Origin of the sequence: Corynebacterium kutscheri (genome assembly GCF_000980835.1) — a bacterium.
GTDB classification, from domain to species: Bacteria; Actinomycetota; Actinomycetes; order Mycobacteriales; family Mycobacteriaceae; genus Corynebacterium; species Corynebacterium kutscheri.
Window position 1 is genome coordinate 2,069,234 of sequence record NZ_CP011312.1, and the last position, 23,934, is coordinate 2,093,167.

Below are 23,934 nucleotides of genomic sequence, written 5' to 3' on the forward strand. Positions count from 1 at the left end.
TCAAGGTTTTTTCACAATTGAGTAACCACATATGAATATGTGCAACGTCTTATTACCTGCCAATAACCAATGGCATCGACTCACCGTCTCATACACCAATCTGTCTAATAATACGTTCACGTTCTACCTGGGCTTTTAACTAACATGTCACAATAAAAATCACTTTTAGACAAACTAGTGCTAAAATATTAGACAATTCGGTCTATATATAAGTTAAGAAAGGGAGAACAATGTCGCAATCTCGTCGCATTGCCATTATTGGTGCTGGCGCTGCCGGCCTTTATACCGCAGACTTGATTACTCGTTGTGGCATGTTCGACCTACTGGATCTTTTCGACGAATCCCCTGCTCCAGCAAGCATTGCCACCTATAGTCGCACCGCTATTCATCCGCTAAAAAACACCCCGACGCGTCTGCGCGTTATTGGCAATGTGCCCTTTGAATTCATTGATAGCAGCACTACTGCCAGTATCAACTTAGCCACCTGGCTTGAAAAACACTATGACGCAGTAATTATCGCGGACTACACCACCGAACTAGCTGCTCATCAAGCACTACAGAGTGCATTCAACAACTCTGCGCTTAATACCAGCACAACACAAAACACCAATGCAGAGAGCGTCGAAAAGCTAAAAAGCATGGGTATTCCAGTTACTGTGTGGCATAACCTAGTGCATCTTCCCACTGGACGAACGCTTGCCCAGTGGCAACAAACAATTATCCAAGCACGCGGAATACCAGTCTGCTTTTAGTAGCTGGAAGTGGCTTCGCGATAGGTTTAGCTAGCTTTTACTAGCTAACATGGTGTTGTTGACATAGCGTTTTGAACATTTGGGGGTGCACCCGGTGTTGATTAAGCTGGGAGCCTACAGACTTACCTCTCTTCCAGCCCAAGGATTTCCTTATGTCCGAAGCCCCAGCAACACTCATTATGGGTGTTCTTGGCATCATTTTATCGCTACCTGCATGGTTTTTCTTTATCCGAGCAGCAGCAAAAATATACCGGCTGATTGCTTCCGGAAAACCCAGCCCAAACCGAATTAATCAGCCCATCACTCGTCTATTTACCATGCTCAAGGAAGTATTCTTCCATACTGAGATGATCCGAAAACCCGTGGTAGCACTTGCGCACTGGTTTGTTATGCTGGGCTTTCTTATCGGCGCGGTAGTGTGGTTCGAGGCGTATATCCAAACTTTTGCACCGGATTCCGGTTGGCCACTACTAAAAAATCTTTCTCTGTATCACTTCGCTGAAGAAGTCCTCGCTATTGGCACAATCGCCGGCATTATTTTCCTCTCCACGCTCCGGCTTAACAAAGGTCACCGCGATCGGCTCTCACGGTTCTATGGTTCTAATGCACTCGCCGCATTCTTTGTCGAAACCATCATCCTCACTGAGGGCATCAGTATGCTGTTGGTTAAAGCCGCAAAGATTGCCACATATGGGCATGGTTCGCCATGGGCAGATTTTTTAAGCATCCATATCGCCACTTTCCTACCGGCATCGCCCAACGTGGTCAGCGCACTTGCCCTCACCAAACTCATGGTGGGCATGATCTGGCTCTATGTTATGGCCTATCACATTACCTGGGGTGTGGGCTGGCACCGCTTCTTAGCCTTCTTTAATATCTTCTTCCGTCGCAATCCCACCGGGGCAAAAGCTCTAGGCCAACTTGCATCAATGACCGATGGCAATAAAGTACTCACCATCGACAATGTCGAAGATACCGATACTTTTGGTACTGGTAGGCTCACTGATGCGTCTTGGAAAATGCTTCTCGACGCCACCACTTGTACCGAATGCGGACGGTGCCAGGAGCAGTGTCCCGCATGGCATACCGAAAAACCACTCAGCCCTAAACTTTTTGTCACCGATATTCGAGACGCTGCCGTTGCCAACGCCGAATATCTTCTAAATCCAGAAACCTTCCAAGCAGATACTTCCCATGAAGGGGTCGATGTACTTAAACTGGTCGGCACATCCAATATTATCCACCCCAATGTTCTGTGGAGCTGCACTAACTGCGGTGCGTGCGTAGAACAATGCCCGGTTGATATTGAGCATATCGACCACATAGCTAACCTACGCCGGTTCCAAGTACTAGCAGAATCAGACTTCCCTTCCGAGCTCACCGGAATGTTTAAAAACCTTGAAACTAAGGGCAACCCTTGGGGGCGCAATGCTAGTGAGCGCAGCAGCTGGATTGAACAAGCTCGCCGCGATGGCATTGAAGTCCCGGTCTTTGGTGAAGATATCACCGATTTCGAGGACACCGAATACCTTTTCTGGGTTGGTTGCGCCGGAACTTTCGATGAAGATGGTAAAAAAACCACTCGCGCCGTTGTCGAACTACTACACACTGCCGGTGTGAAATTTGCGGTGCTTTCTCGAGGCGAAACCTGCACCGGTGATCCTGCCCGGCGCGCAGGTAATGAGTTCTTATTCCAGCAGCTCGCTCAAGAAAATATCACCACTTTAGATGGGGTATTTACCAATGTGCCGCGCGGTCAGCGCAAAATTATCACTACCTGCCCGCACTGTTTTAATACCATCCGCAACGAGTATCCCGACTTTGATGGACACTACGATGTTTTCCACCACACCCAATTGCTTAACCGCTTGGTGCGGGAAAAACTACTCACTCCAATTCCACGTGGGCCAGAAAATAGAAAACCAGTAACCTATCATGATCCCTGCTTCCTTGGCCGGCACAATAAGATTTTTGATCCACCACGAGAGCTTATCGGGGCAACCGGTGCCACGCTAGTAGAGATGGATCGCAACCGTAATGAAGGTTTTTGTTGCGGTGCCGGTGGTGCCCGAATGTTTATGGAAGAAAAAATCGGCACCCGAATTAATGAAAATCGTGCTGCAGAAGCCGCTGCCACTGGTGCAGCAGAAGTTGCCGTGGGCTGTCCGTTTTGTAACACGATGATGAGTAGTGGTTTAAAAACCGTCGCAGAAAAAGATGCCCCTCAAGTCAAAGATGTTGCCCAGATGCTACGCGATGCCGTCTTGGTTGACGGCAAACTGCCTACCCGCAACAACCCACTATTTCTTGATCCCAAGGTACGCACACCAGACACCACCGGCGTATCGACAGTATCCAAACCAAAACCGGCACCAGATAACAAAACTGCTCAAGATAGTGCATCAGTTAAATCCGGCTCGCCAATGCCTCCGGGGGTACCAACACCGGGTACTGTTACCCCACATGCTAAGCCTGCAGTACCAGCACCAGGTGCCGCAGTGCCTGGTATAAACCCGCTTCCTGCTGCACCAGTGACACCAGTAACACCAGAAGGTTCAGGATCACCTGTGGCTGCTCCAGGTGCGGCTATCCCGGTACCACCAGGGGCTGCCGCACCAAAAATTTCACCACCAGGTGCTACTCTGCCCACCCCACCGGGTACTTCCATTCCAGTACCACGTATTCCTACCCCAGGTCCTTCGGTTCCTCCAGCGCCAGGTGCAGCTACACCAATTGCTTCGCCACCACTTACCCCACCGATACCGCCAGCACCGGGTGGTGTTCTTCCTGCTCCAGGATCAGCGTCACCTCCTAAGAGTGCGCAGACACAGCAGAAGCCACAAAGAGCTGAAGAAGAATTGCAAACCGATTAAGTTTTTATAGCTTCACGCCGTCGAAAAGCGAAGTTAAGCGCAGTCATTTCTTTTATGTTATGACTGCGCTTTTTGTGATGTAGAAAAAGAGTTCAAAAATACCCCCTTCTCTTATTGCAAAGTTATATCAATAGATATAATGATATTCACATTCATTTTCTAGAGAGGCTCCTTATGCATCCTTCATTTCGCAGGTCAGTAGCAATTATTGCCTTATGTAGCGCCACTGTTATGTATTCACCCCCCGCTTTTGCTGGCCCCGACGATGGTAAAACGGTTGCCACTAAGGGACATGTCGATGCACCAAAAACCTTCTGGGAAAATAATAATTTTGTGCTTCGCAGCGAACGCGGCAGCAAAGGCAGCGAGCTTATCGACGACAGCGTGATCTGGATTGGAAAAGGATGGGAGGAAAACGGAAAAAGCAAATATCAATTTTCCCTCCCCACCGACCACACCATGGATTTCATTGGCCAACCTGGGCAAACTTTTTACACCGCACCGGATCTTATGAATGGTAACCATGAACCTATTTGGTGGGGTTTCGGAGCCGATAGCGCTCTTCCGGTTCAGGACTTTCGCAATGAAGCAGCCTCACTCGATATTATTTCTGTTACCGGACCAGGGGAAATGGAAGTCTTTGTCTACGATGACACAAACCCGCACCTATTACGCCACTTTTTGGGCACGAGTGAAAACTCACCCCACTCATCAATATTAACCGCAGGTGCCCACACCCATAATTCCACACTTTTTACCAAACCAGGCCGCTACCAGGTTACCTATCGCACGACCGCACGCCACAAAAACGGCACGTTAATTGCCTCGCCACCATCAACAATGAGTATTCAAGTAGGCGGACAAGAGCCAAAGGCAGAAAAGACCCTATCCACTCAAGAGCGTTTCGATGCTGCCGCCAGCATGGAACTTGCCGCTGATGATTACACTTTTAAGGTCGCGCCAAAGGAGAAACAAGAAAAAAGCGGTGATGAGCACCTCAGCACGCTTTCCTTTAGCGCAAAAGACACCAGCCTAAGCGGAACCCTTACCCTTTTTATAGACGGCTACTTCCTGACGGATCTACCAGTTACCAACGGTCAAGCTAGCTGGGATGAGATGCTAGGTGAATTTGATTCTAAGATCCAAGCCGTTTTCACACCTAACGATCAACAGCATGGCCGGTGGATTTCCGAAGAACTTTCCTATAAGTACAAGCAAACAAGTGGGACCACCTCGGCAACGAATAAAACAACATGGACAGATAGCTCCAACATGCAGCGCCAGGTACAGCCCACAGAAGACATTCAACTCAGCAACCCAGGCATCCATGCTCGTTTTGAACGCGTCAACGAGACAGTAAACCGGTTAATCGTGGAAGCCGATGACCCGTCCTATATTGGTTTTATCCACGGTGGGTTCTATAGCAAACACAATTCGCAATACGCCACCATGAATTTTGAAGGTTTAATCAGAAATGGCCGTGGTCAGTTTACCTTTAATGACGATGACGGCATCTATGATGACGACAGCATCCAGCTTAAAATTATCCCACATCCACTTATGTCTGGTGGTTCCCTTGACACCCCTATCGGTGGACGTTATGGGAATAATAAAACCCCGCGTTATGATGGCATGCTTACTATAGATAATACCCAACCAAATCCTTCCCCCAACCCAAAAACAGATATCACTACCTGTAATAATAAACCTGTATTAGATCGCGGGCATGTCGATATTGCAGCATCCATGGCCAGGCATTCCCTACAAACCACGCTCCACGATGACACCGCGATTGTGGACAATAAATCAGTTGATCGCAGACTTGATCAAGTTGTGCTTGGTGTGCATGATAATGCGATAAAAACGCAGCGCAAAGATAAGTTAAAGTTTCTTGACGATAACTACTATCTACTCCCACAAACCCAACACAACGATATTATTTGGCCAGGGTATAGCACCCAGGCTATCGACTATTCACAGCTAGATGGGTCAGTGTATCTAACAATAACACCTGCCTCTATACCTAGTGGTGCTTCCTGGGGTGCGTTCCTTGATGCATCATTAAGTGGCGATAACCAAATTCTGCTTGATTCCACTACCAACGATCATCTCATTGAAGTAGGTCTTGCCTCGCACGCACATACTAACTGGGCTTTTAGTTCTGCTGGTTTATACACATTTAAAGTATCTTATTCAGCTAAAACAAAAGCGGGTAAGCGCATTACTTCTGCACCCAGCACGCTTACTTTCGCTATCGGCGATGAAACACTAAAAAAGTGTGCTACCGGAAACTATATACCGGATAATAAACCAACTCCGCCGAACCCAGCTCCCCCAACTACGGAAAAACCAAAGCCAGGCGGTAGCTCTATGTTTAATCTTGATACCTTTGCTCGCGCACTCTTTGGCATTGTAGCTAGTGTTGGCGCACTTACTACCATCGGGGCAATCCTGGCTAAATTTATTCCGCAGCCACTGCTTCGCTCCCTCTTAGGACGTTAAGTACATAACCGCAAGGCTAAAACCGCATCTGCACTCATTTAGGATGCAGATGCGGTATTTTTCTATCCTTACCCCAGAAGTAGGATACTAATGATTAAAAGACCATCCGTTTGAACAAGTACGTTCTTAACGGATGGTCTTTTATTTACTAAGAAAAACTAACTAACTTTTGAATAAACCATAAAGCTTAATCCCAGAAGGAAAAAGAGATTAGCAGCAATAAGCATTAACCAGTGACGACGATCGCTTTGTACCGCAGTGGCATCATAATGTACTGGGGTAGCTTGATTATTTCCATATGCCGCACCACCAGAATCTGCCGGCATCACCGGTAAAGTAGGTGCAGCTGCTAAAGCATCCCCATTACCAAAAGCCGCAAGTGGAGGAACCCCACCGGTACCACCAGCACTACCACCTGATGCAGAAACACCCAGAGCATTTAGTGTTGGTAGCGCAGCAGAACTAGGAGCACTTGGCCTAGTACTCGTCGCGGCTCCTAGAACATTGGTATTAGCAACACCACTGACTCCGGCATCAGATACCGCTTCACATACCCGGAAGGTAACCGGTGCCCAGTCGGTGGTGTGTCCGTCGTAACGGATTGCGCGCATATTGATGACATAGGTGCCGCTGTGGGTAAAAATCCAGTTATTATGCACATGGACTTTTTGCTGCGAACGATTAATTCGGCTCGAGCCTTCATGAGAGCCAAACATCTCTTGAACACCACCGAAGGAATCGGCTGTGTATGCCCACCACCGGCTACCGGCTGGGGATGAGACCGGGTCGAGTTCGAAATCCCAACCGTTACCATCGGCATGTTCCGAGGAAAAACCTGGCCATAGGGCATTACCGTGCTGAGTTTGGTCAACGAAATAGATCGTATCGCCTTCATTGCCGGCAAAACTTAATGCGCCGCGAGCATTGCTAGCACTAAGAGTGTGTTTGAAATGATCGCCTACCACCATCGTTACTGAAGAAGGATCACGATATTCTTTGTTGGGAGAATGTTGATAGGACTCATCGCCTAGTGCAAACAAGAACCGATCGCCGCGTTTAACTGGCCCTAAATCAATATGACCTTTGGTTATTTCAACATGATCAGTATTTAGTTCGCCATTGCGGTTATCACCGGAATTATTACCTGAATCAATCGGATCGTGTTGACGAGTAGTAGTTGGAAAACTCGTTGGCGGCACCGGGCGCTGAGTTGAAGTAGTATGCGTCGGGCGTGGTTGCGGCTGTGCATCTGCGCCACCTACTTCAAAAGTCAGCGTATGCCACTGGGTTGCTGCAGCGTAATCGTCACCAGGTACGGCTCGAATATCAATAACATAGGTACCAGGAGAGCTAAACACCCAGTTATTATGCAGGTGCACTGGTTTTGAGCGCTCAATAACACTTGGATGCTCATAACTAGCTAGCATTTCTTGCACCCCGGTACTAACACTACTACTGGTATATGCCCACCACCGGGCACCTTCCGGAAGACTATTGGTGGCTATCTCCCAGTTCCAACCACGGCCATCGGCATGCTCGGAAGAAAAACCCGGCCATAAACTATTTCCTTGTTGGGTTTGGGAGAGAAAATAAATCTCGCTTCCGGGGGCACCAAGAAAACCCAAACCAGTATCAGAAACATTATCCGGTACCCGAACTTTGTGGGTTTCGCCAACTTCAAAAGTTACTGCTTCCGGGCTGCGCCACACAGAAGTTGTTGCATGCTGATGAGAATCGTCACCAATAGCAAAATGTATTTCGTTGCCTATTTTTACCGGTCCAATATCAATGTGTCCGCTATTAAGACGCACCGGAGTGTCGTCAATAGACCCTACCGTAGCCTCGTATGCCAACGCTGTAGTAATACCAGAAAAAGGCATGGCGCATACACAGAATATGAGCGCACATATACCCACGCATAAGCCGCGATAAAGTGAGGAAAATCTAGCTAACGTCATGGATTATCCTTGGGGATTTTATAAAATAAATAAAGACATAAATGACAATAACTTTCATAAATACCCCCGTCAAACATTGGTTGACATTCGTTTTGAATCGGTATTTACTTCCCCTAGAAGTTTATAAAATCATTTTCAATAAGGTATTTATTTCATACCTAACACCCTGAAGGTATAGCTTATGTTTTTCAAAAAGAGTTCTTTGATTGCCGTGCCACTAACCCTTACTTTAGTTTTTGGCACTACCCCCACCCACACCCCTTATCCCCTCAGCCCGATCGGCTATGCCCATGCCCAATCCGTTACTCTCGACCATGGACACGTTGATGCTTTTGCCGTCTCCGCCAATGGCCAAAATATTTTGTTAGCCCTAAAAGAAGATGTCACCGGCAACCATGTCACCAGGGCACCAGAAGATGTCATACTAAAAGTCAATCAGTCCGCTTATACTGAGGCCACCAACAATGTTGCCGGCATTGGCCGACCAACCTATTACCTGCCGCAAACCCAAGACCCACAGCTTTTATGGCCAGGTTGGGATACCACTCATGTACGAGAAGGTGGTTTCGAGGTCGTTGATATCCAATTTCTCGATATTCAAGGCCCAGGAAATATTTTTGCCTTTAGCCAATCTGCATTCGGTGGCGCTAGTGCAGTAGCCAACTCCGGCCTTGCACTACAGTCTGGCTCCATTATCCGACAAAACTCTCCCTCACATGTGCATGTGAACTGGGCTTTTGATGCTCCAGGAACATACCGCATGAAGGTTCATGCCACGGCTTACACCCCTAACGGTGGTTCAGCACAATCCAATGAAGCTACCTACACCTGGGTTGTTGGCGATGGCAGTGCTTCACCACAACCACATAATCCAGCCCCACATAACCCAGGAAATCAACTACCACATACAGGTGGTTCGACAAGCTCTGCTCCTGCTGAACTTGCCAATACCGGGGCGAGCACCTGGGGTATTTTTGCGGCTGGAATCATCGGCAGCCTTTTAGGCTTAGGTTTTTTAGCTAGCCGATTTTTTAAGCCGCACTTTTAATCTCACCCCATAAGCACCATATGTGCGCATATTCACCGGTTAAAAACCAGCTCATATGGTGTTACCACTTCACCGATAACCGTACTGCCAAAGTTCTACTGCAATGAAAAGATCTCTTGCGATAACCTTCGCTAGCCTACTTATTGGCTGCGTTGGTTGCGCTGCCCCTTCGATCCAGCGAGAAAATCAGCGCACCCAGATCGCTACCTCTACTGCCGTGTTAGCAGATATTGCCCGTCATATTGTTGGTGATCAGGCCGATGTTCACTCATTGCTACCGCCTGGTGCCGATCCACACATTTATGAGCCAACCTTGCGTAGCCTACGTACTGCGGCTAATGCAGATGTTATTTTCACCAACCATCTTCTACTTGAAGAACAAGCAATGATGAAGGCAATCACTGCCATCGGAGTACCACATATTGCAGTATCGGAACGCTCAGAATCTCATGGTGCTGAGCTTATCCCGTTGGTTGAAGATGCCAGCTTAGACACTGTATGGCTGGGTATGCGTTCACTATTTCCACTTAATAGCACTGGCGATACCGAATTAAAGCTTATCGACGTCCGAGGCCCCGGCGCTGTTTTTGCCTTTCTTATTGGCACTTTTGGTACCCCGAGCACCTATTTTGATTCTAGCGATGGTTTTGATAATGACACCGTTTCGCTTCCAGTGGGCGCTCATACTCATATGAGCTGGGCTTTTACTAAGCCTGGCTACTATGAGCTCGACATCGCTTCCGGTGAGCATACCGCTACCGTTTCAGTAGCAGTAGGTGTTGATGCTCACCAGCTAAGTAAAGAGGTAGTCGATTCTGGCCACCATGACATTGCGGTAGGTGAAAACGGGATCGTTTTATATGGCGATGCCGCGCCAACAGAAGATAAGACACCAGCATCAACAAACGTAATCCGTGAATTAGATGCCACTGTTATTTCCGTACCGAACACTGCTTTGCAAGAAATTCCTGGTTCACCAGCTTTTCGGTTCCTTGGCCGCGGAGAGATTTTTATGCTGCCGCAAGCCGTATTAGGCAAACATGTGCACGGAGAAATTGACCCGCATACTTGGTTGGATGTGCGTAATGTGATCGCCTGGGTAGAGGTTATGCGCGAAGAGCTCAGCCGTATCGATCCAGCAAACGCGGCCACCTATGCACACAATGCGCATGCTTATACCCAGCAACTCCAGGTACTACATGAAGATATTACTACTCAGTTGGCTAGCCTAGCTCCTAGTCGACGCTATCTGATTACCACTCACGACGCTTATGGTTATTTTGCTCAAGCATATGGGTTTACTGTAGCCGGTTTTGCCTCACCGAATCCCAGCATCGAACCCAGCACACGGGAATTAACTGCCCTAAGTAACAGTATTAAAAATTTACAAGTACCAGCAGTTTTTGTTGAGCCCGGCGCAGCCTCACCTCACCTTCGCTCTATTGCTGCCGATAATAACGTCTCTGTGTGCACTATTTATAGCGATGCTTTTAGCGGTGATGTGCACACCTATATCGACCTGATGCGTACTAATGCCACAACAATTAAGGACTGTCTACAATGATTCATCCACCCTTCTTAGCTGCCATCGCTTCCCGACCGAATATGACTTTCAACTATCGACGTACCCATGCCTTCACTGGTAACCAAAAAGGTAGCAAATTTGATTTCTATTGTGTGCAATATTTACGTATCTTCTCTTTCCTAGTAGCGATAATAACTGTCTTAGGAATAAGCACAGCCTACGTACCGCTAGCAAAAGCACAGGTCAATGATCCAGCCCTGGTACAAAATGTCACCGATGCAGAAAACTTTGCCCCTAAAGGAGAAAAAGTACGTATTAGTCACGGCCATGTTGATATCGGCCCGGTATATCGCAATGGAACCCTTGAGCTTCTTGCCCGCGACGATACTGGTAGCCAGCCAGTATGGCGTTATCTGGAAGATATTACTTTTGAGATCAATGAATCACTGACCCTGCCAGATGGCACTGGTTATGAATTTACCGGTGCTCGTACTGGTGATGAACTCTTTGTACTTCCACAAACAGAATCCCCTACCCTGCCGTGGCTAGGCTGGAATACTCAATCACCAACGCTAGCTGAGCTATCGCCTTCTGGAGTAAACCTAAAATTAGCCCAGCACACCGGTGAGGGCGAGCATTCTCTATTTTTACAATCCGGTGGTTTTGGTGCACCACTGGTTTTATGGACCACAAGCAATGGTGGCTCCGTATGGGCAGAGATCAATACCCACACCCATGCTAACTGGACTTTTACTGCCCCCGGTAGTCACACAGTAGAGCTCAACGCTGAGTTAAATATCCCCGGCGCTGAGCCAATGACCACCACCGCTAGCCTTAACTTCGATATTGCCCACGATGCCAACCCCACTGCACGCGGTGCTCATGCCACTGATGCTGCCACTGCTTCCGAAGGTAGTTGGCTAATGGATCCTTTGACCTGGTTGGTTGCTGTTTTAGCGCTGATGTTGGTGGGAATTTTTATTGCCATTATGCGCAAGGCAGGTCGTCGTGAGCGCTAAACATGCCCGTCGAAAAGCTGCTGAGTTCACTACGCCCACGTATAAAACACCCAACACCGCTCAGTTCGCTATCATCATTGAAAATCTGGATATTAACTATCGTGGGCACCAAGCGCTTGATGATGTTAACCTGCGTATCCGTGAGGCCACATTTATCGGGTTGCTTGGGCCTAATGGGGCTGGCAAAACCACCCTTATGCGTTCTATCTTAGGATTGATCCGCACTAAAAATGTTCAGCTTGCTGCATTAAAAAAAGGCTTTGATGACTATATCGGCTATGTGCCGCAGCGCCATGAAGTACAGTGGGATTTTCCTATTAGCGTTGCTGATTGTGTACGAAGCGGACGGCTAGGTTTACCCAAAGATTCCGCTGCCGTTGACGAAGCATTAGCTACTGTCCAGCTCGACGAACTCGCTCACCGGGCGATTGCCCAACTATCTGGCGGTCAACGCCAGCGAGTACTTGTAGCACGTGCTTTGGTTCGTCGTCCCCAAATTTTGCTTCTCGACGAACCTCTTACTGGCGTAGATGCCGAGGTTGGTGAACTCCTCCTAGATGTTTTTCGCTCGCTAACCAAAGATGGGGTGACCGTTATTATGAGCACCCACGATATTGGTGATGCATTAAGTTTCTGCGATGAGCTTGTTTTATTAAACCAACGTATTTTTGCCCACGATATTGCTAGCAGAATTAGCCCTGCCACCTGGCAAGAAGCATTCCGTGTCCGTGATAACTCTTCCCTACTAACACTGGTCGAACACCATGCTCAGTCCCATTGATTTTTTCTACGACCTGAATAACCCCGCCCTTGCTTTCTTACCGCGCGCACTCTGCGTTGCGATTATTTCTGCAGTGGTCTGCGCAGTGGTAGGTACTCATGTGGTAACCCGATCCATGGCTTTTATTGGCGATGCGGTCGCTCATGCGGTATTTCCCGGTATTGTTATTGCCTTTGTCCTGCAAACTTCTATTTTGCTAGGAGGTGCACTTGCCGGAGCACTCGTTGCCATACTTATTGCAATAACCTCACAAAAACGCACTATTAAAGAAGACTCACTCATTGGTATCTTCTTTGCCGGCGCCTTTGCTATTGGTGTGTTAATCCTAAGCCGGGTGCAAGGCTATACCGCCAACTTAAGTAGCTTTTTACTCGGTTCCATCGGTGGGGCAAGCACTAAAGATGTCATTATTGTCGGAATTGTATCGGCCATAGTTATTACTCTCACCTTAGTGTTAAGCCCACGGTTTATCGCTATTACCCTAGATAGAGAAACTGCACATGCTATGCGGCTTAAAGTGTTTTGGTTAGATATCGCCCTTTATTTATTGGTAACGGCAAGTGTCGTGATCTCGGTAAGCACTATCGGAAATATCCTAGTGCTAGCACTGCTAATTACCCCGGCTGCTACCGCGCGACTACTGAGTAACCATTTCTATCAAGTCATGCTGATAGCAGCTGCTATTGGTGCGGTGGGTTCGTTACTAGGGGTGTATCTTTCTTGGTCACTTGATTTTCCCACTGGAGCAATGATCGTCGTTTTGCTGTGTGGTTTATTTATGGTTGTGTGGACAGTTCAGACGTATCGGAGTAGATAAGTATGAACCGCCTAGCGGTCCTGCGTGCTTGTTATAAAACCAAACACATCAATACGCCCACTCTGAAACTGCGTATAGCCGTAAGCTTAGCCACAACCGCTTACCGGCTTACTCCCGTATAGTGTTTATTATGAGTGACCCATTCAACCCCGATTACCGCATCAGCGATGAAGAGCGTCACCGAGCTATGCAGGATCTCGGCGCGCATTTCGCAGCCGGACGTCTTGACAGTGAAACTTACGACGCCCGGCTTACCCAAGTTGCTCAAGCAACAATGAAGTCTGAAATCAGTCCGCTTTTCGACGATCTTCCAGCAAACACCGCCATTGCCGCTTCTCACGACCGATTTTATACTGCCGCTGAAATAGATAAGGCGGCTCAACGCGGCGGCAATATTCGTCACGGAATTATGGGACTCAGCATCGTTGCGGCTATAGCTGGCACATATGCTTATCCAATCATGATCATACTTATTCCCACCGTTTTTATCTTGCTCTATGTGATGAAACTTGGTCCGGAATCATGGTATAAGCCAAGCGCTCGCCAGCTTGAACGCGAAAGAATGCGTGAGGTGCGTTTAGAACAAATGCGGCACAAACAGGCAATTCAAATGTCTATAGCTCAGCAGCAGGCAGAGCAAAAGGCACTGCGTCAGCAAAAAATACAAGAGATTAATTCTCTTGCAATGGATTTAACTAGCGACGCTCTTAAGCGCTTTCAGAATCGTCGTTAAGCTCTTTTTTACTCATTCTCCTGTTCAATTTGACTCAATAGTGGCAACATAGAGCAGGTGACTAGCAAGCCAGATCATTACCAAGCTCCCAAGCGGCGGGTGCGCCGTCAGTTAGACCAGTCGGAAAAACTGAAAAATGTGCTCTACGAAATCCGAGGTCCGGTAACCGCGGAGGCGGAGCGCATGGAGCTCGATGGTCACCGTATTTTAAAACTCAACACCGGCAACCCAGCACTATTTGGTTTTGATGCTCCCGATGTGATTATTCGGGATATGATCGCCAATCTGCCTACCTCACAGGGATACTCCACCTCAAAGGGTATTATCCCTGCCCGGCGCGCAGTGGTCACTCGCTACGAGGTTATCCCTGGTTTCCCAGAGTTCGATGTTGACGATGTGTACTTAGGCAATGGGGTTTCCGAGCTCATCACCATGACTACCCAGGCGCTATTAAATAATGGTGATGAGGTTCTTATCCCACAGCCTGATTATCCGCTGTGGACGGCTGCAACCTCGCTAGCAGGTGGCACCCCAGTGCATTATCGCTGCGATGAAGAAAACGGCTGGAACCCCGACATTGCTGATATTCGCGCCAAAGTCACCGAAAAAACCAAAGCTATTGTGGTTATTAACCCTAATAACCCCACCGGGGCAGTGTATTCGGAGCAAGCATTAAAAGATTTAGTGGCAGTAGCTCGCGAATTTGATTTGCTTATTTTAGCCGATGAAATCTACGACCGTATTCTTTACGACGGTGTCCAGCACATCAATATCGCCTCTCTAGCACCTGATCTGCTGTGTATTACCTATAACGGTCTGTCCAAAGCGTACCGGGTGTGTGGCTACCGCGCTGGTTGGATGATTGTCACCGGGCCGAAAAGTCACGCGCGCGGTTTTATCGAAGGCCTTGAACTGCTCAGCGGTACCCGGCTGTGCGCTAATGTACCCGGCCAACACGCCATTCAGGTAGCACTAGGTGGTCGGCAATCTATCTATGATCTCACCGGTAAAAATGGTCGCCTCTTAGAACAACGCAATATCGCCTATGAAAAACTCAATGAGATTCCTGGCGTAAGCTGCGTAAAACCCATGGGTGCACTCTACGTATTCCCGAAACTCGACTTGGAATACTATGACATCACCAGTGACGATCAGCTTATGTTAGATCTACTGCGTAAAGAAAAAATTCTTTTGGTTCAAGGCACCGGCTTTAACTGGGATAAACCCGATCACTTCCGGGTGGTTACCCTGCCATGGGCAAAAGACCTCTCAGAAGCAATGGATCGCTTGGGTAGATTCCTGCAGCGCTACCGTCGTTAAGTTTCTTACTTGTGGCGTAGGTATTGTGGATTTGCCGACTAATTCTAGGCTCTAAAAGCTGATTAGCGGCCAATCCCATGATACTGCCATCCCGCTTCCCGCCAGCAAGCGGGATCAAGTACGTTGCGGGCATCAACAATAACCGGAGTGCGCACCCACTGTTTTGCCCTAGTAGGATCAAGGTGGACAAACTCTGGCCACTCGGTAGCAAGCAGCACCACATCCGCACCGGTTAAAGCACTACACGCGCTCTGTGCATAATGCATATTTGACTGCTCATGTAAGTGTCGCTGTGCATTTGTCATCGCCTGCGGATCATAAATTTTTACTTTTGCGCCTCGACGTACCAACTCGGTGGCAACCGCTAGGGCAGGCGAATCACGCACATCATCTGAATGGGGTTTAAAAGCACACCCCAATACAGCGATAGTTGCTTCCGGAAGCGAAAAACAGTTTTTTGACACCAGTTCTACTACCGACTCACGCTGGTGTTGATTGATCTGTTCTACCTGAGCAAGAAAATTATAAGTATGCAGTGCACCTAGCTCGTGCGCACTAGCCATAAATGCACGAATATCCTTAGGCAAACATCCCCCACCAAAACCTAAACCAGCATTGAAATAGTTGTGCCCAATACGCTTATCTAATCCTAGTGCAGCAGAAAGAGTAACCACATCAGCACCGGTTAAGGTGCACACATCACTGAGGGAATTAATAAAAGAAATTTTGGTGGCTAAAAATGCATTCGCGGCTAACTTAATTAGCTCTGCAGTAGCTAGATCACAAGAAATAAACGAAGTACCCGCTAAAAGAGCTGCTGCATAAACTTCTCGCAGGCGGTGCCCTACTTCTGCTACCGGGATATGCGTGCCAGCACAGCCTACTACAATACGATCTGGGTGCAGAGTATCTTTGACCGCGAAACCCTCGCGTAAAAACTCTGGGTTCCACACCACCTCAACACGAGCATGATCACCAGCTAGCTGGTCAACGCGTTGCTGCAACCGCTGGGCGGTACCCACCGGCACCGTGGACTTACCCACAATGATGTGCTCACCAATAAGATAAGGCACCAGATTATCAATTGCGTGCTCAAGAAAACTGGTATCGGCTGCATAAGAATCTGCACACTGTGGGGTGCCAACAGTAAGAAAATGTAGGTGTGCGTGTGTTGCTGCCGCTGAAAAAGACGTCGAAAAGCGCAAATGACCAGCATGAATTTCCTGCTCGACGATGGCTTGTAGCCCTGGTTCATAAAAAGGAACCTCACCGTTTTCTAAGGCGGAGATTTTTTGGGCATCAATGTCAATGCCCAAAACATTGTGACCAAGCCTAGCTAAACACGCAGCATGGGTGGCACCCAAATAACCGGTGCCAATCACGGAAATATTCATGCCAACGCGACTCATAGCCTACTGAAAATTCAAATACGCCTTCGACGGAGTAGGACCACGTTGACCTTGATATTTCGAGCCCAAAACACCAGAGCCATAAGGCACCTCGGCAGGCGAACTCATCTTAAATAAGGCCAGCTGGCCAACCTTCATACCCGGCCAAAGCATAATCGGAAGATTAGCCACATTAGATAGCTCTAAAGTGATATGCCCAGAAAAACCCGGATCAATGAAACCAGCGGTAGAATGCGTTAACAGACCCAAGCGCCCCAGTGAACTTTTACCTTCCAAACGGCCAGCAAGATTACTTGGTAAGGTAAATTTTTCCAGGGTAGCGCCCAAAACAAACTCGCCAGGATGCAGCACGAACGGCTCATCCTCAGCAACTTCTACCAAGCTAGTAAGCTCATCTTGCTGCAATTTAGGATCAATATGGGTGTACTTAGAATTATTGAATACCCGGAAGAAACGATCCATCCGCACATCAATACTCGACGGCTGAATCAGCGCGGGATCAAAAGGATCAATAACTAATTCATCGGAACTAATCGCGGCACGAATATCTTTATCTGAAAGCAACACCCTTTTAGTCTAGCGCTTCCCACCCAGTGCATGTTTAGGGGTACCCGCGCGCCCATGGTGTATAATCAAACCCCGATGCTAACAACCGTGGCACCTAGATGAACCCACAGAAGTTCAGTGATGTGTTGTCTTAGTTAGCGCGTGCCGACGTAGTTTAATGGTAGAACTGCAGCTTCCCAAGCTGCTGGCGCGGGTTCGATTCCCGTCGTCGGCTCCATTTGATCAGTCGGGACATGGTTGACACTATCAGTCGAGACATGGTTGACAGATACCGTCGCATAGAAAGAACAGTGTTCTTTCTATGCGACGGTATTATTTTTCTAGCGGTGAATGTTCTTAATCTGATTAGGTTGGTAACGCCGGTTGGTGTCAATGTTGTGCTCGGCGATAATCTCTCCGGTTACAGTATTGGATGTAACTGCATGGGTGCCGGTGATTACGAGTGTTGCTTCTACATAAAGAACTAGTGAAAAAACTTACGTGGCATATGTCCGAACTTTGCTGGTTCAGCGATGCCGCAAGCCAGAAGTGGATGCTCATTAAGGATGGGTTCTACTTCGTTCTGAAGCCAGTTACTACAGATCCCGGATCGGGTAGCGACATCATCGAGTGCTACGAGGATTTTATAGATTGAATGATCTGTGAATCTGCGATAGTGCTTCTGGATTCGTCGTGAGGTATTTGGTTGCAAACCTGGAACGTCCAGAACGAGGTGATTCCATAGTTGGGCACAGTGGGCAATCCGGTTGCGGAGGTAGACGAAGGAACGCACCTGCCCTGGCAGCAACTTTCGAGAGGTGTTCATGGAGCCAGCAATGTCGTCAAGAACTCCCGACTGGCCCGAGGCTTCAATCAGCCTCGAAAGACTGCCAAATAAGAACGCCTCAACAGCTACCCAAATCGGCATTCGAGCGTAGGCTTCCGGTTTATAGACCCGGCCTTCCTTGATCTCATCGCGATAGTGTGTGATAAACGCTTCCTTGCTTCGATCGAGGTTCTGCAAAAGGTGCTCCTCGACGCGGTCCGCACCAGGCTGTGTCGACTGGGTGAACCCTTCACCCCTAGCAAAGGTTCCCGTCAGACCAATGATTCGCCCATAAGAGTAAGCGAACCTGGTACGTAACAACACCTCCAAAGGGTGAAGTAGTTTGTCACAGATGTTTACAAGCTGCTGCTCAGAGTCATACAAGTTTCGCAGCGTCTCGAACGAAGTCCCCTCAATGAATCTGTTTTCACCCTTACGTGGATTCTGCTGCCAGTGCCGAAAGTAGCCTGACCAGCGGTAGTAATTCACCCGGGATAGAAAGTCAACAGCAGATAACTCATCATCAATCTGCATGCCACGCTGACGTAGAAGCGCCACCTGATCTTTGTATTCAAGCCACTTCTTAGACATCCCGCACCTTCCGGTAAATAACAAAAGGCCCCAGTCATTTGTGCATTACTCTCACGAGCAAGAGGCCTGACTGGGGATCTATCAACACCAAAGATACAGCAAGAACCCAGGTCAAACAAGCCTGACACACAACCAAGTACCCCTGGAGCCCATCCGGAAATAATCAGGCAAAGATCCAGACCACTGCCAAGATTCGTTAGGGTGGGTTGAACTGTTACCCTCTGCTTACACTGGGTAGAGCCAATCGCGCAGGCACCACCTGTGTCCTTGTAGCCGAATAGCGTCTAAAACATCCACTTGCACGTTGGATGTGATGTGGCATTTGTACGTGTTTGCACATACCCTCTAAAGAGCCTAGGTTTCCACTCGCATCGGCACGTTCGTGCTTTACTTGGTTTGACGCAGTTTTATGGAACCATCACGACCGGTTCTACTCTTTCTGGACCCAGAGCCGGTCTTCATTTTTCGGGCTAAAGGACAAAATGTGTTGGTGGTTGTTAGCTCATCGGGTCTTTTCTGATTCCGATATCGTGGTTGTAGGCAGTGTCAATGGCGTTGCCTAGTAGTGTTGGTCGTCCGTCTTCGTGACCGGTTTCGCCCTGTTGCTCTTTGGTGGCAAGGTTTGTTGCTTTGGTAAGTGCGCCTTGCCCCAGTTATGTTGCCTGGCGACCTTTACGAGATCGTCAGGCAACTGTGTGTGTAGGTAGCCCCACCAGTCGCAGGCGATGCGTTGGTGTTCGTCTTTGTTGCGGTAAAAGAGTGTTTACAGGATTTGTAGCGAAAGCGTTGGTGTTTGCTGGAGGTGGTTTTAAATTTGATGCTGGTAACCGGTACAGCTAGGGCGTGTAGGAAGGTTTTTACTCATCCTTATATCATCAGCTTGTCGGTAGCACACTGAGCCACGAAGGTCGGTAATTTCCCACGAATCTGGTAGGTATCAGCCCCCTAGGAGAGATGCGCACCCTTTATAACGCCAGTTCAAGGTACAGAAAAGGCTATTTCACTAACACATTTTGTCCTTTAGCTCACATCGGTTATACATGTCATCGAGGCACTCCTTCCTAAGAAGCCCTACATCGACTCCTCACGCCGGACGATACATAGGAGCCTCACCTCACTAGCGAGTCTTCATGAAGTACTAAGACAGCAACAGCTTGGAACGATGCCGTATGGTTAGGGTCAACGTGACCGGTTCCGCTGCCCGCTTCGGTGGGAGTCCGGAACCAGCCCTTGTTGTTCACCTCCAGCCGTCCTGTTTGCGTGATAAAGCTGCAGGCATCTACTAGAGTTGGTAGCGAAGCCCCGGTGGAGCGCTATCTGACAGAGAAATCTGGACAGGTATTCTCGCCGGGGCATTGACATGCCGGTATCAAGAGAGAACAAAGAACAACGTGGTTGAGCATGACTGGGTGAGCACAGGGTTTCTCCTCAGTACTGACCTGGCGTGAAAATGTTAAGTCGCTCCAGCGCCTCAGAAGCAACCCCTCTAAATCTCGACACAAGAAGGTACTGAAGCATCCGATACGATCCGGGCGTTGTGATGCCTTTAACATTGACTGCGGTAGTCTTAAAATAATCGTTCAACCCGCTACGACTCCTAGGTCGCAGACGGGCTGGATTTCTAGCTAAACCCAGGAGTAAGCACATGGGCACTATCAAGCAGCCAACGTTGCTCACACAGCGACTCGAAATCCTCAAGTCCCGAGGCATGCTCGTGGACGAGGCTTTAGCTCGATAGTGACTTTCTAGTATCTCTTAGCTACTTGGCACATCTACCGGGTTCTTCCGGTTCCAGACGATCCGAGGCAGCCGAAACGACTCGATGAATTCGTCCCTAACACAACCTTCGCTCAGGTTACCGCTCTCTACGAGTTTGATCGCAAGCTGCGCACCCTCATTCATGACGGGTTCCACTGTCCGCTTCAATGGGAATCCAAAGCAGTCATTGCTGCAGGGCTTGACTGTGGCTGATATGCAGGGCACCTATCTATTGCTTCGGGCGTCTCCAATCGGGTAGAATGTAAGCATCACGACCGGTTCCGCCCTTCAGGGTCCAGGGCCGGTCTTCATCTTTCTGAGCACCGGAGGTGGGTACCGATTATGGTCGAGCGTTCACCCAAGGCATTCAAAACCTACGACGAACAGATCGCTCTCCTACGATCCCGAGGCATGCGCATCGACGACGAGGCCTATGCCCGAAAACTCCTTGAGCAGGTCAACTACTATCGTCTATCCGGCTATTGGTATTCGCTGCGGCGTATGGTTGAGAACTCTTCTCACAGAAGCGATGAGTTCGTGGACGGGACGACATTCGAACAGGTCACTGCGCTCTATGATTTCGATGAGCGTCTACGTTCACAGGTGTTTCAGGTAGTCAGCATCATTGAGCTTGCACTGCGCGCACTGATCGGGCACGAGCTGGGCCGAATCGACCCCCACTGCCATCTTCACCCTGACATTCTTGGATCCTTGGCTCGCGCACCGCAGTCAGCGAATGAGCCTTCTGCTGACTACAATCGTTGGTTGTCCCGCTACGACAGGGGGCTCAGCGCCTCACGTGAAGATTTCGTCACTCACCACAACGAAACGTACGGTGGCCGACTACCCATATGGGCAGCTGTTGAGGTCATGGACTTCGGCGCTCTGAACTACTTGTATCGGCTGTCCCCAGACAACGTCCGTGAGGTCATCGCAGCCCGAGTCGAGCTGACACCTGCCCAACTCGGGTCATGGATCAAGTCACTCAATATCGTGCGCAACTACTCCGCACACCACGCACGGATGTTCAACCGCGTCTACGTGCTGCAACCTCGACTACCAAGACCTGAGGAGAACCCAGATCTGAACGCTGTGAGAGGCGTGATGAACCGCTGCTTCGGGCAGCTCACGTTGATCCAACATCTCATCACCACCCTTGATCTCCGTGGTCGAAACATGCTCCCCGAGGTCATTGCCACTTACCCCACAACCGTGGAACCTGTACCGATCAGCCATATTGGTGCACCGCAGGACTGGCAAGAACTCCAACTCTGGCACATCAACAGCTAATCCTTCATATAAGAAGAACACTCGTAACCATCGGCGTCGAGCGGTAGCCCTTCAGCCCACGCAAATACCATGACCATACGCTCACTCATCGAGCAACTGCTAGGTTTCCTTATAGACCATATTGACTCTCAGCGATTCGTCCTCATGCTAATTGGCAGAAAAGGTAATCGAATGGGAACTACATAAAGGAACCGGTTAATTCTGCACCATCGCCCATATCCTTGCCGATGAAGTCGTAGATATCTAGTTCTACGGGTTGTAGTGATCTCAAATAGGTGGCAGGTTTGCCTTTGGCGTATTTTTCATACGGGGGTCGGATGCAGCTCGCTCTTACACGGCGGCCGCCTCGATTAGTACCATTTTCAGCCATCAGGGGACGCTCCAAATTTACACTTAAAGAAACTGTTATTGAGAAAGGTTTGGAATGAACGAGTCACTACCTAAGATGTTTCTCTGGCACAAGGCAGGAAGTGAATCGAGCCTTAATTTGACTTCCACGTTGAACGTCAAAGAACTACAACGAATAAATAACCCAGATCGCATATTCCTATGGGGCTTAGGTAGCAGCGTGTCTGATACTCGTTTACAACACTTTCTTGATGAGGTAGAAGAAGATCCTCAGGTTGTGATCAGCCAGATCATTTCAAAGCCTCGTCCGCAAGACGTACAATTCATTAATGAAGAGTTGAAAACTATTAGGGTTTGGAACTCGGCAACCGAAATATTAACCGGAGAAAATTTCCCATTTCCCGAGGGTAGTCAAGTTGTTTCTACTGCCTTTAGCAAAAAAGGTGAACCTATTACCAGGAGTTATCACTATGCATTGGTGTGCAAAAGCGATACGCCAATAAATACGCCACTATCTGAGAGACCCGTCAATGAACTTCTGTTAGATCCAGCTAAAATTAAGAATTTTGATTCTGAAAAACCAACTAACGGAAGTATGACCCTGTTTGCTGTTGCTCAAGGTAAACCAAACAAAAAGCCAATTTCAGATAAGCTGCATCGAGTTCACCTAAAATTGCGTTTAGTTGAGCCGTATCTTGTAAAGCTTGGCAGCCCACAACTTCTTAAGCAGGTGAGAATTTCAAATCAAACAGGTCAATACCCCGTTTGATTTGGAAATTTTGTGCACAAGTCCCTAAGCCCACTTGTCTCAGTCAAAACCGTAGAGATTTCACTTCCTCTACCCCACTTCGCCATGCTCCAATGAATTCGAAGCACCTCGAATAAAATCAATCTTGGTAAGGATGCCTTTAAACAGCAGGTAGTATACCAGTCCTCAGGGCTGGAATAAGCAGATCTACCGCTTGCGTGCGCGCTTTGACTTCGAGTGCACTCGAAGTTCTACCTTGGACGTATGCGCAACAACGAAACGAACCTGACGATCACCCAAATGGCAGAGACGATAGGTCTTTCGACGCATACATTGCGTTATTGGGAACAAGAAGGACTGATCGAAGGAGTCCAACGAAATAGCGGGAATCAGCGCCGTTATCGCACAGACGACATCGAGTGGGTACGATTCCTTTTGCGCTTGAAAGAAACGGGCATGCATATTTCGCAGATGCGCAGGTACGCGAAGCTCCGAAAAGCAGGAACATCCACTCTCATTGAACGCCGCGACATGCTCATCGCGCATCGACAGGCAATACTTTCTCAAATCGCCAAGCTGAATTCACACAAGCATGCGCTCGACTCAAAGATCAGTATCTACGACCAAATGATCACTAACCAACAAGGAGACACTTATGACCCCCACTGATAAACAACACCAAGAACGATTTTGCCATGGTCTTCGGGTACTCAACACCATAGACGGTCAAGCAGGCCAAAATGTCATTGATGGCTTGGCCGACATTGCTCCAGAACTTGGGCATCAAATCGTCGCTTGGGGATTCGGCGATATCTACTCCCGTCCCGAGCTAGAACCACGCCAGCGGCAACTCATCACCCTCGGTGTGCTCACCGCGCTCGGAGGTTGTGAAGCTCAACTCGAAGTACACATCGGCGCAAGCCTCAACGTAGGTCTCACTAAAGAAGAGATCATAGAGACATTTCTGCATGCCTCAGTATATTGCGGGTTCCCCCGAGCACTCAATGCCGTCGCAGTCGTTCGCAAGGTCTTCACTGACCGTGGCCTTCTCGCCTAGATTCAATCCATCAAGGCACAACATCACTAACCC

Annotated in this window: 19 protein-coding genes and 1 tRNA gene; 16 read left to right on the forward strand and 4 right to left on the reverse strand. The window is 48.6% G+C overall.

Annotated elements, in window-relative coordinates:
- The first annotated feature begins 230 nt into the window (after positions 1-230).
- From UL82_RS09340 to UL82_RS09350, 3 genes are all read left to right on the forward strand, one after another.
- Positions 231-752 carry a hypothetical protein gene (locus tag UL82_RS09340; protein WP_046440624.1) on the forward strand — a complete coding sequence of 174 codons (522 nt, stop codon included), beginning with the start codon at positions 231-233 and terminating at the stop codon, positions 750-752.
- Positions 753-904: 152 nt separating this feature from the next.
- Complete coding sequence (locus UL82_RS09345) at positions 905-3,625, forward strand: 4Fe-4S dicluster domain-containing protein (protein WP_046440625.1); 2,721 nt, start codon at positions 905-907, stop codon at positions 3,623-3,625.
- Between the two features lie 174 nt (positions 3,626-3,799).
- Entirely contained in the window at positions 3,800-6,127 is a 2,328-nt protein-coding gene (locus UL82_RS09350) for a choice-of-anchor M domain-containing protein (protein ID WP_046440627.1), read from the forward strand.
- 158 nt (positions 6,128-6,285) lie between these two features.
- On the opposite strand, the gene UL82_RS09355 is transcribed toward UL82_RS09350, so the two are convergent.
- Positions 6,286-8,085 carry a choice-of-anchor M domain-containing protein gene (locus UL82_RS09355; RefSeq protein WP_083966466.1) on the reverse strand — a complete coding sequence of 600 codons (1,800 nt, stop codon included), beginning with the start codon at positions 8,083-8,085 and terminating at the stop codon, positions 6,286-6,288.
- 181 nt (positions 8,086-8,266) lie between these two features.
- On the opposite strand from UL82_RS09355, the gene UL82_RS09360 reads away from it, so the two are divergent.
- From UL82_RS09360 to UL82_RS09390, 7 genes are all read left to right on the forward strand, one after another.
- Positions 8,267-9,133 (forward strand): choice-of-anchor M domain-containing protein, encoded by an 867-nt coding sequence (locus tag UL82_RS09360; RefSeq protein ID WP_052735947.1) that lies wholly within the window; start codon positions 8,267-8,269, stop codon positions 9,131-9,133.
- Between the two features lie 103 nt (positions 9,134-9,236).
- On the forward strand, positions 9,237-10,697 hold the full coding sequence (locus tag UL82_RS09365; RefSeq protein WP_046440630.1) for an anchored repeat ABC transporter, substrate-binding protein: 1,461 nt from the start codon (positions 9,237-9,239) through the stop codon (positions 10,695-10,697).
- Complete coding sequence (locus UL82_RS09370; protein WP_052735948.1) at positions 10,694-11,677, forward strand: choice-of-anchor M domain-containing protein; 984 nt, start codon at positions 10,694-10,696, stop codon at positions 11,675-11,677. Before UL82_RS09365 ends, UL82_RS09370 begins: the two co-directional genes overlap by 4 nt.
- Positions 11,667-12,458 carry a metal ABC transporter ATP-binding protein gene (locus UL82_RS09375; protein WP_083966467.1) on the forward strand — a complete coding sequence of 264 codons (792 nt, stop codon included), beginning with the start codon at positions 11,667-11,669 and terminating at the stop codon, positions 12,456-12,458. Before UL82_RS09370 ends, UL82_RS09375 begins: the two co-directional genes overlap by 11 nt.
- Positions 12,442-13,275 carry an anchored repeat-type ABC transporter permease subunit gene (locus tag UL82_RS09380; protein WP_046440633.1) on the forward strand — a complete coding sequence of 278 codons (834 nt, stop codon included), beginning with the start codon at positions 12,442-12,444 and terminating at the stop codon, positions 13,273-13,275. The genes UL82_RS09375 and UL82_RS09380 overlap by 17 nt, the downstream gene beginning before the upstream one ends.
- Before the next feature lie 130 nt (positions 13,276-13,405).
- Positions 13,406-14,008 (forward strand): DUF1707 SHOCT-like domain-containing protein, encoded by a 603-nt coding sequence (locus UL82_RS09385; protein WP_046440635.1) that lies wholly within the window; start codon positions 13,406-13,408, stop codon positions 14,006-14,008.
- A 57-nt stretch (positions 14,009-14,065) separates the two neighbouring features.
- The gene (locus tag UL82_RS09390; RefSeq protein WP_232009482.1) at positions 14,066-15,328 is read left to right on the forward strand and encodes a pyridoxal phosphate-dependent aminotransferase; all 1,263 of its coding nucleotides are present in this window, start codon (positions 14,066-14,068) and stop codon (positions 15,326-15,328) included.
- Positions 15,329-15,390: 62 nt separating this feature from the next.
- Here the strand turns inward: UL82_RS09390 and UL82_RS09395 are convergent, their stop codons facing one another.
- Positions 15,391-16,722 carry a UDP-glucose dehydrogenase family protein gene (locus UL82_RS09395; RefSeq protein ID WP_046441487.1) on the reverse strand — a complete coding sequence of 444 codons (1,332 nt, stop codon included), beginning with the start codon at positions 16,720-16,722 and terminating at the stop codon, positions 15,391-15,393.
- A gap of 18 nt (positions 16,723-16,740) precedes the next feature.
- Positions 16,741-17,304 (reverse strand): dCTP deaminase, encoded by a 564-nt coding sequence (gene dcd, locus UL82_RS09400; RefSeq protein WP_046440639.1) that lies wholly within the window; start codon positions 17,302-17,304, stop codon positions 16,741-16,743.
- Positions 17,305-17,447: 143 nt separating this feature from the next.
- On the opposite strand from dcd, the gene UL82_RS09405 reads away from it, so the two are divergent.
- Positions 17,448-17,521: transfer RNA gene (locus UL82_RS09405), tRNA-Gly, on the forward strand.
- Positions 17,522-17,767: 246 nt separating this feature from the next.
- Here UL82_RS09405 and UL82_RS09415 read toward each other — a convergent pair.
- Positions 17,768-18,700, reverse strand: coding sequence for an Abi family protein (locus UL82_RS09415; RefSeq protein WP_046440642.1), 933 nt, complete (start codon positions 18,698-18,700; stop codon positions 17,768-17,770).
- A gap of 1,770 nt (positions 18,701-20,470) precedes the next feature.
- Here UL82_RS09415 and UL82_RS10960 point away from each other — a divergent pair.
- The 5 genes from UL82_RS10960 (at position 20,471) to UL82_RS09440 (ending at position 23,901) form a co-directional block, all read left to right on the forward strand.
- Entirely contained in the window at positions 20,471-20,671 is a 201-nt protein-coding gene (locus tag UL82_RS10960) for an Abi family protein (protein ID WP_083966528.1), read from the forward strand.
- 198 nt (positions 20,672-20,869) lie between these two features.
- Positions 20,870-21,748 carry an Abi family protein gene (locus UL82_RS09420; RefSeq protein ID WP_232009483.1) on the forward strand — a complete coding sequence of 293 codons (879 nt, stop codon included), beginning with the start codon at positions 20,870-20,872 and terminating at the stop codon, positions 21,746-21,748.
- A 568-nt stretch (positions 21,749-22,316) separates the two neighbouring features.
- Positions 22,317-22,865, forward strand: coding sequence for a hypothetical protein (locus UL82_RS09430; protein ID WP_046440645.1), 549 nt, complete (start codon positions 22,317-22,319; stop codon positions 22,863-22,865).
- Between the two features lie 243 nt (positions 22,866-23,108).
- Positions 23,109-23,513: a MerR family transcriptional regulator gene (locus tag UL82_RS09435; RefSeq protein ID WP_046441489.1), complete on the forward strand. Its 405-nt coding sequence runs from the start codon at positions 23,109-23,111 to the stop codon at positions 23,511-23,513.
- Positions 23,500-23,901: a carboxymuconolactone decarboxylase family protein gene (locus UL82_RS09440; protein ID WP_046440647.1), complete on the forward strand. Its 402-nt coding sequence runs from the start codon at positions 23,500-23,502 to the stop codon at positions 23,899-23,901. The genes UL82_RS09435 and UL82_RS09440 overlap by 14 nt, the downstream gene beginning before the upstream one ends.
- The last annotated feature ends 33 nt before the right edge of the window (positions 23,902-23,934 follow it).

Bases quoted from the DNA above. Each gene is read 5' to 3' on its own strand.
- UL82_RS09370 (WP_052735948.1), top strand. From the start codon at position 10,694: ATGATTCATCCACCCTTCTTAGCTGCCATCGCTTCCCGACCGAATATG.
- UL82_RS09415 (WP_046440642.1), bottom strand. From the start codon at position 18,700: ATGTCTAAGAAGTGGCTTGAATACAAAGATCAGGTGGCGCTTCTACGT.
- UL82_RS09365 (WP_046440630.1), top strand. From the start codon at position 9,237: ATGAAAAGATCTCTTGCGATAACCTTCGCTAGCCTACTTATTGGCTGC.
- UL82_RS09395 (WP_046441487.1), bottom strand. From the start codon at position 16,722: ATGAATATTTCCGTGATTGGCACCGGTTATTTGGGTGCCACCCATGCT.
- UL82_RS09355 (WP_083966466.1), bottom strand. From the start codon at position 8,085: ATGACGTTAGCTAGATTTTCCTCACTTTATCGCGGCTTATGCGTGGGT.
- UL82_RS09440 (WP_046440647.1), top strand. From the start codon at position 23,500: ATGACCCCCACTGATAAACAACACCAAGAACGATTTTGCCATGGTCTT.
- UL82_RS09345 (WP_046440625.1), top strand. From the start codon at position 905: ATGTCCGAAGCCCCAGCAACACTCATTATGGGTGTTCTTGGCATCATT.
- UL82_RS09350 (WP_046440627.1), top strand. From the start codon at position 3,800: ATGCATCCTTCATTTCGCAGGTCAGTAGCAATTATTGCCTTATGTAGC.
- UL82_RS09380 (WP_046440633.1), top strand. From the start codon at position 12,442: ATGCTCAGTCCCATTGATTTTTTCTACGACCTGAATAACCCCGCCCTT.
- UL82_RS09340 (WP_046440624.1), top strand. From the start codon at position 231: ATGTCGCAATCTCGTCGCATTGCCATTATTGGTGCTGGCGCTGCCGGC.
- UL82_RS09385 (WP_046440635.1), top strand. From the start codon at position 13,406: ATGAGTGACCCATTCAACCCCGATTACCGCATCAGCGATGAAGAGCGT.
- UL82_RS09420 (WP_232009483.1), top strand. From the start codon at position 20,870: ATGCGCATCGACGACGAGGCCTATGCCCGAAAACTCCTTGAGCAGGTC.
- UL82_RS09435 (WP_046441489.1), top strand. From the start codon at position 23,109: ATGCGCAACAACGAAACGAACCTGACGATCACCCAAATGGCAGAGACG.
- UL82_RS09360 (WP_052735947.1), top strand. From the start codon at position 8,267: ATGTTTTTCAAAAAGAGTTCTTTGATTGCCGTGCCACTAACCCTTACT.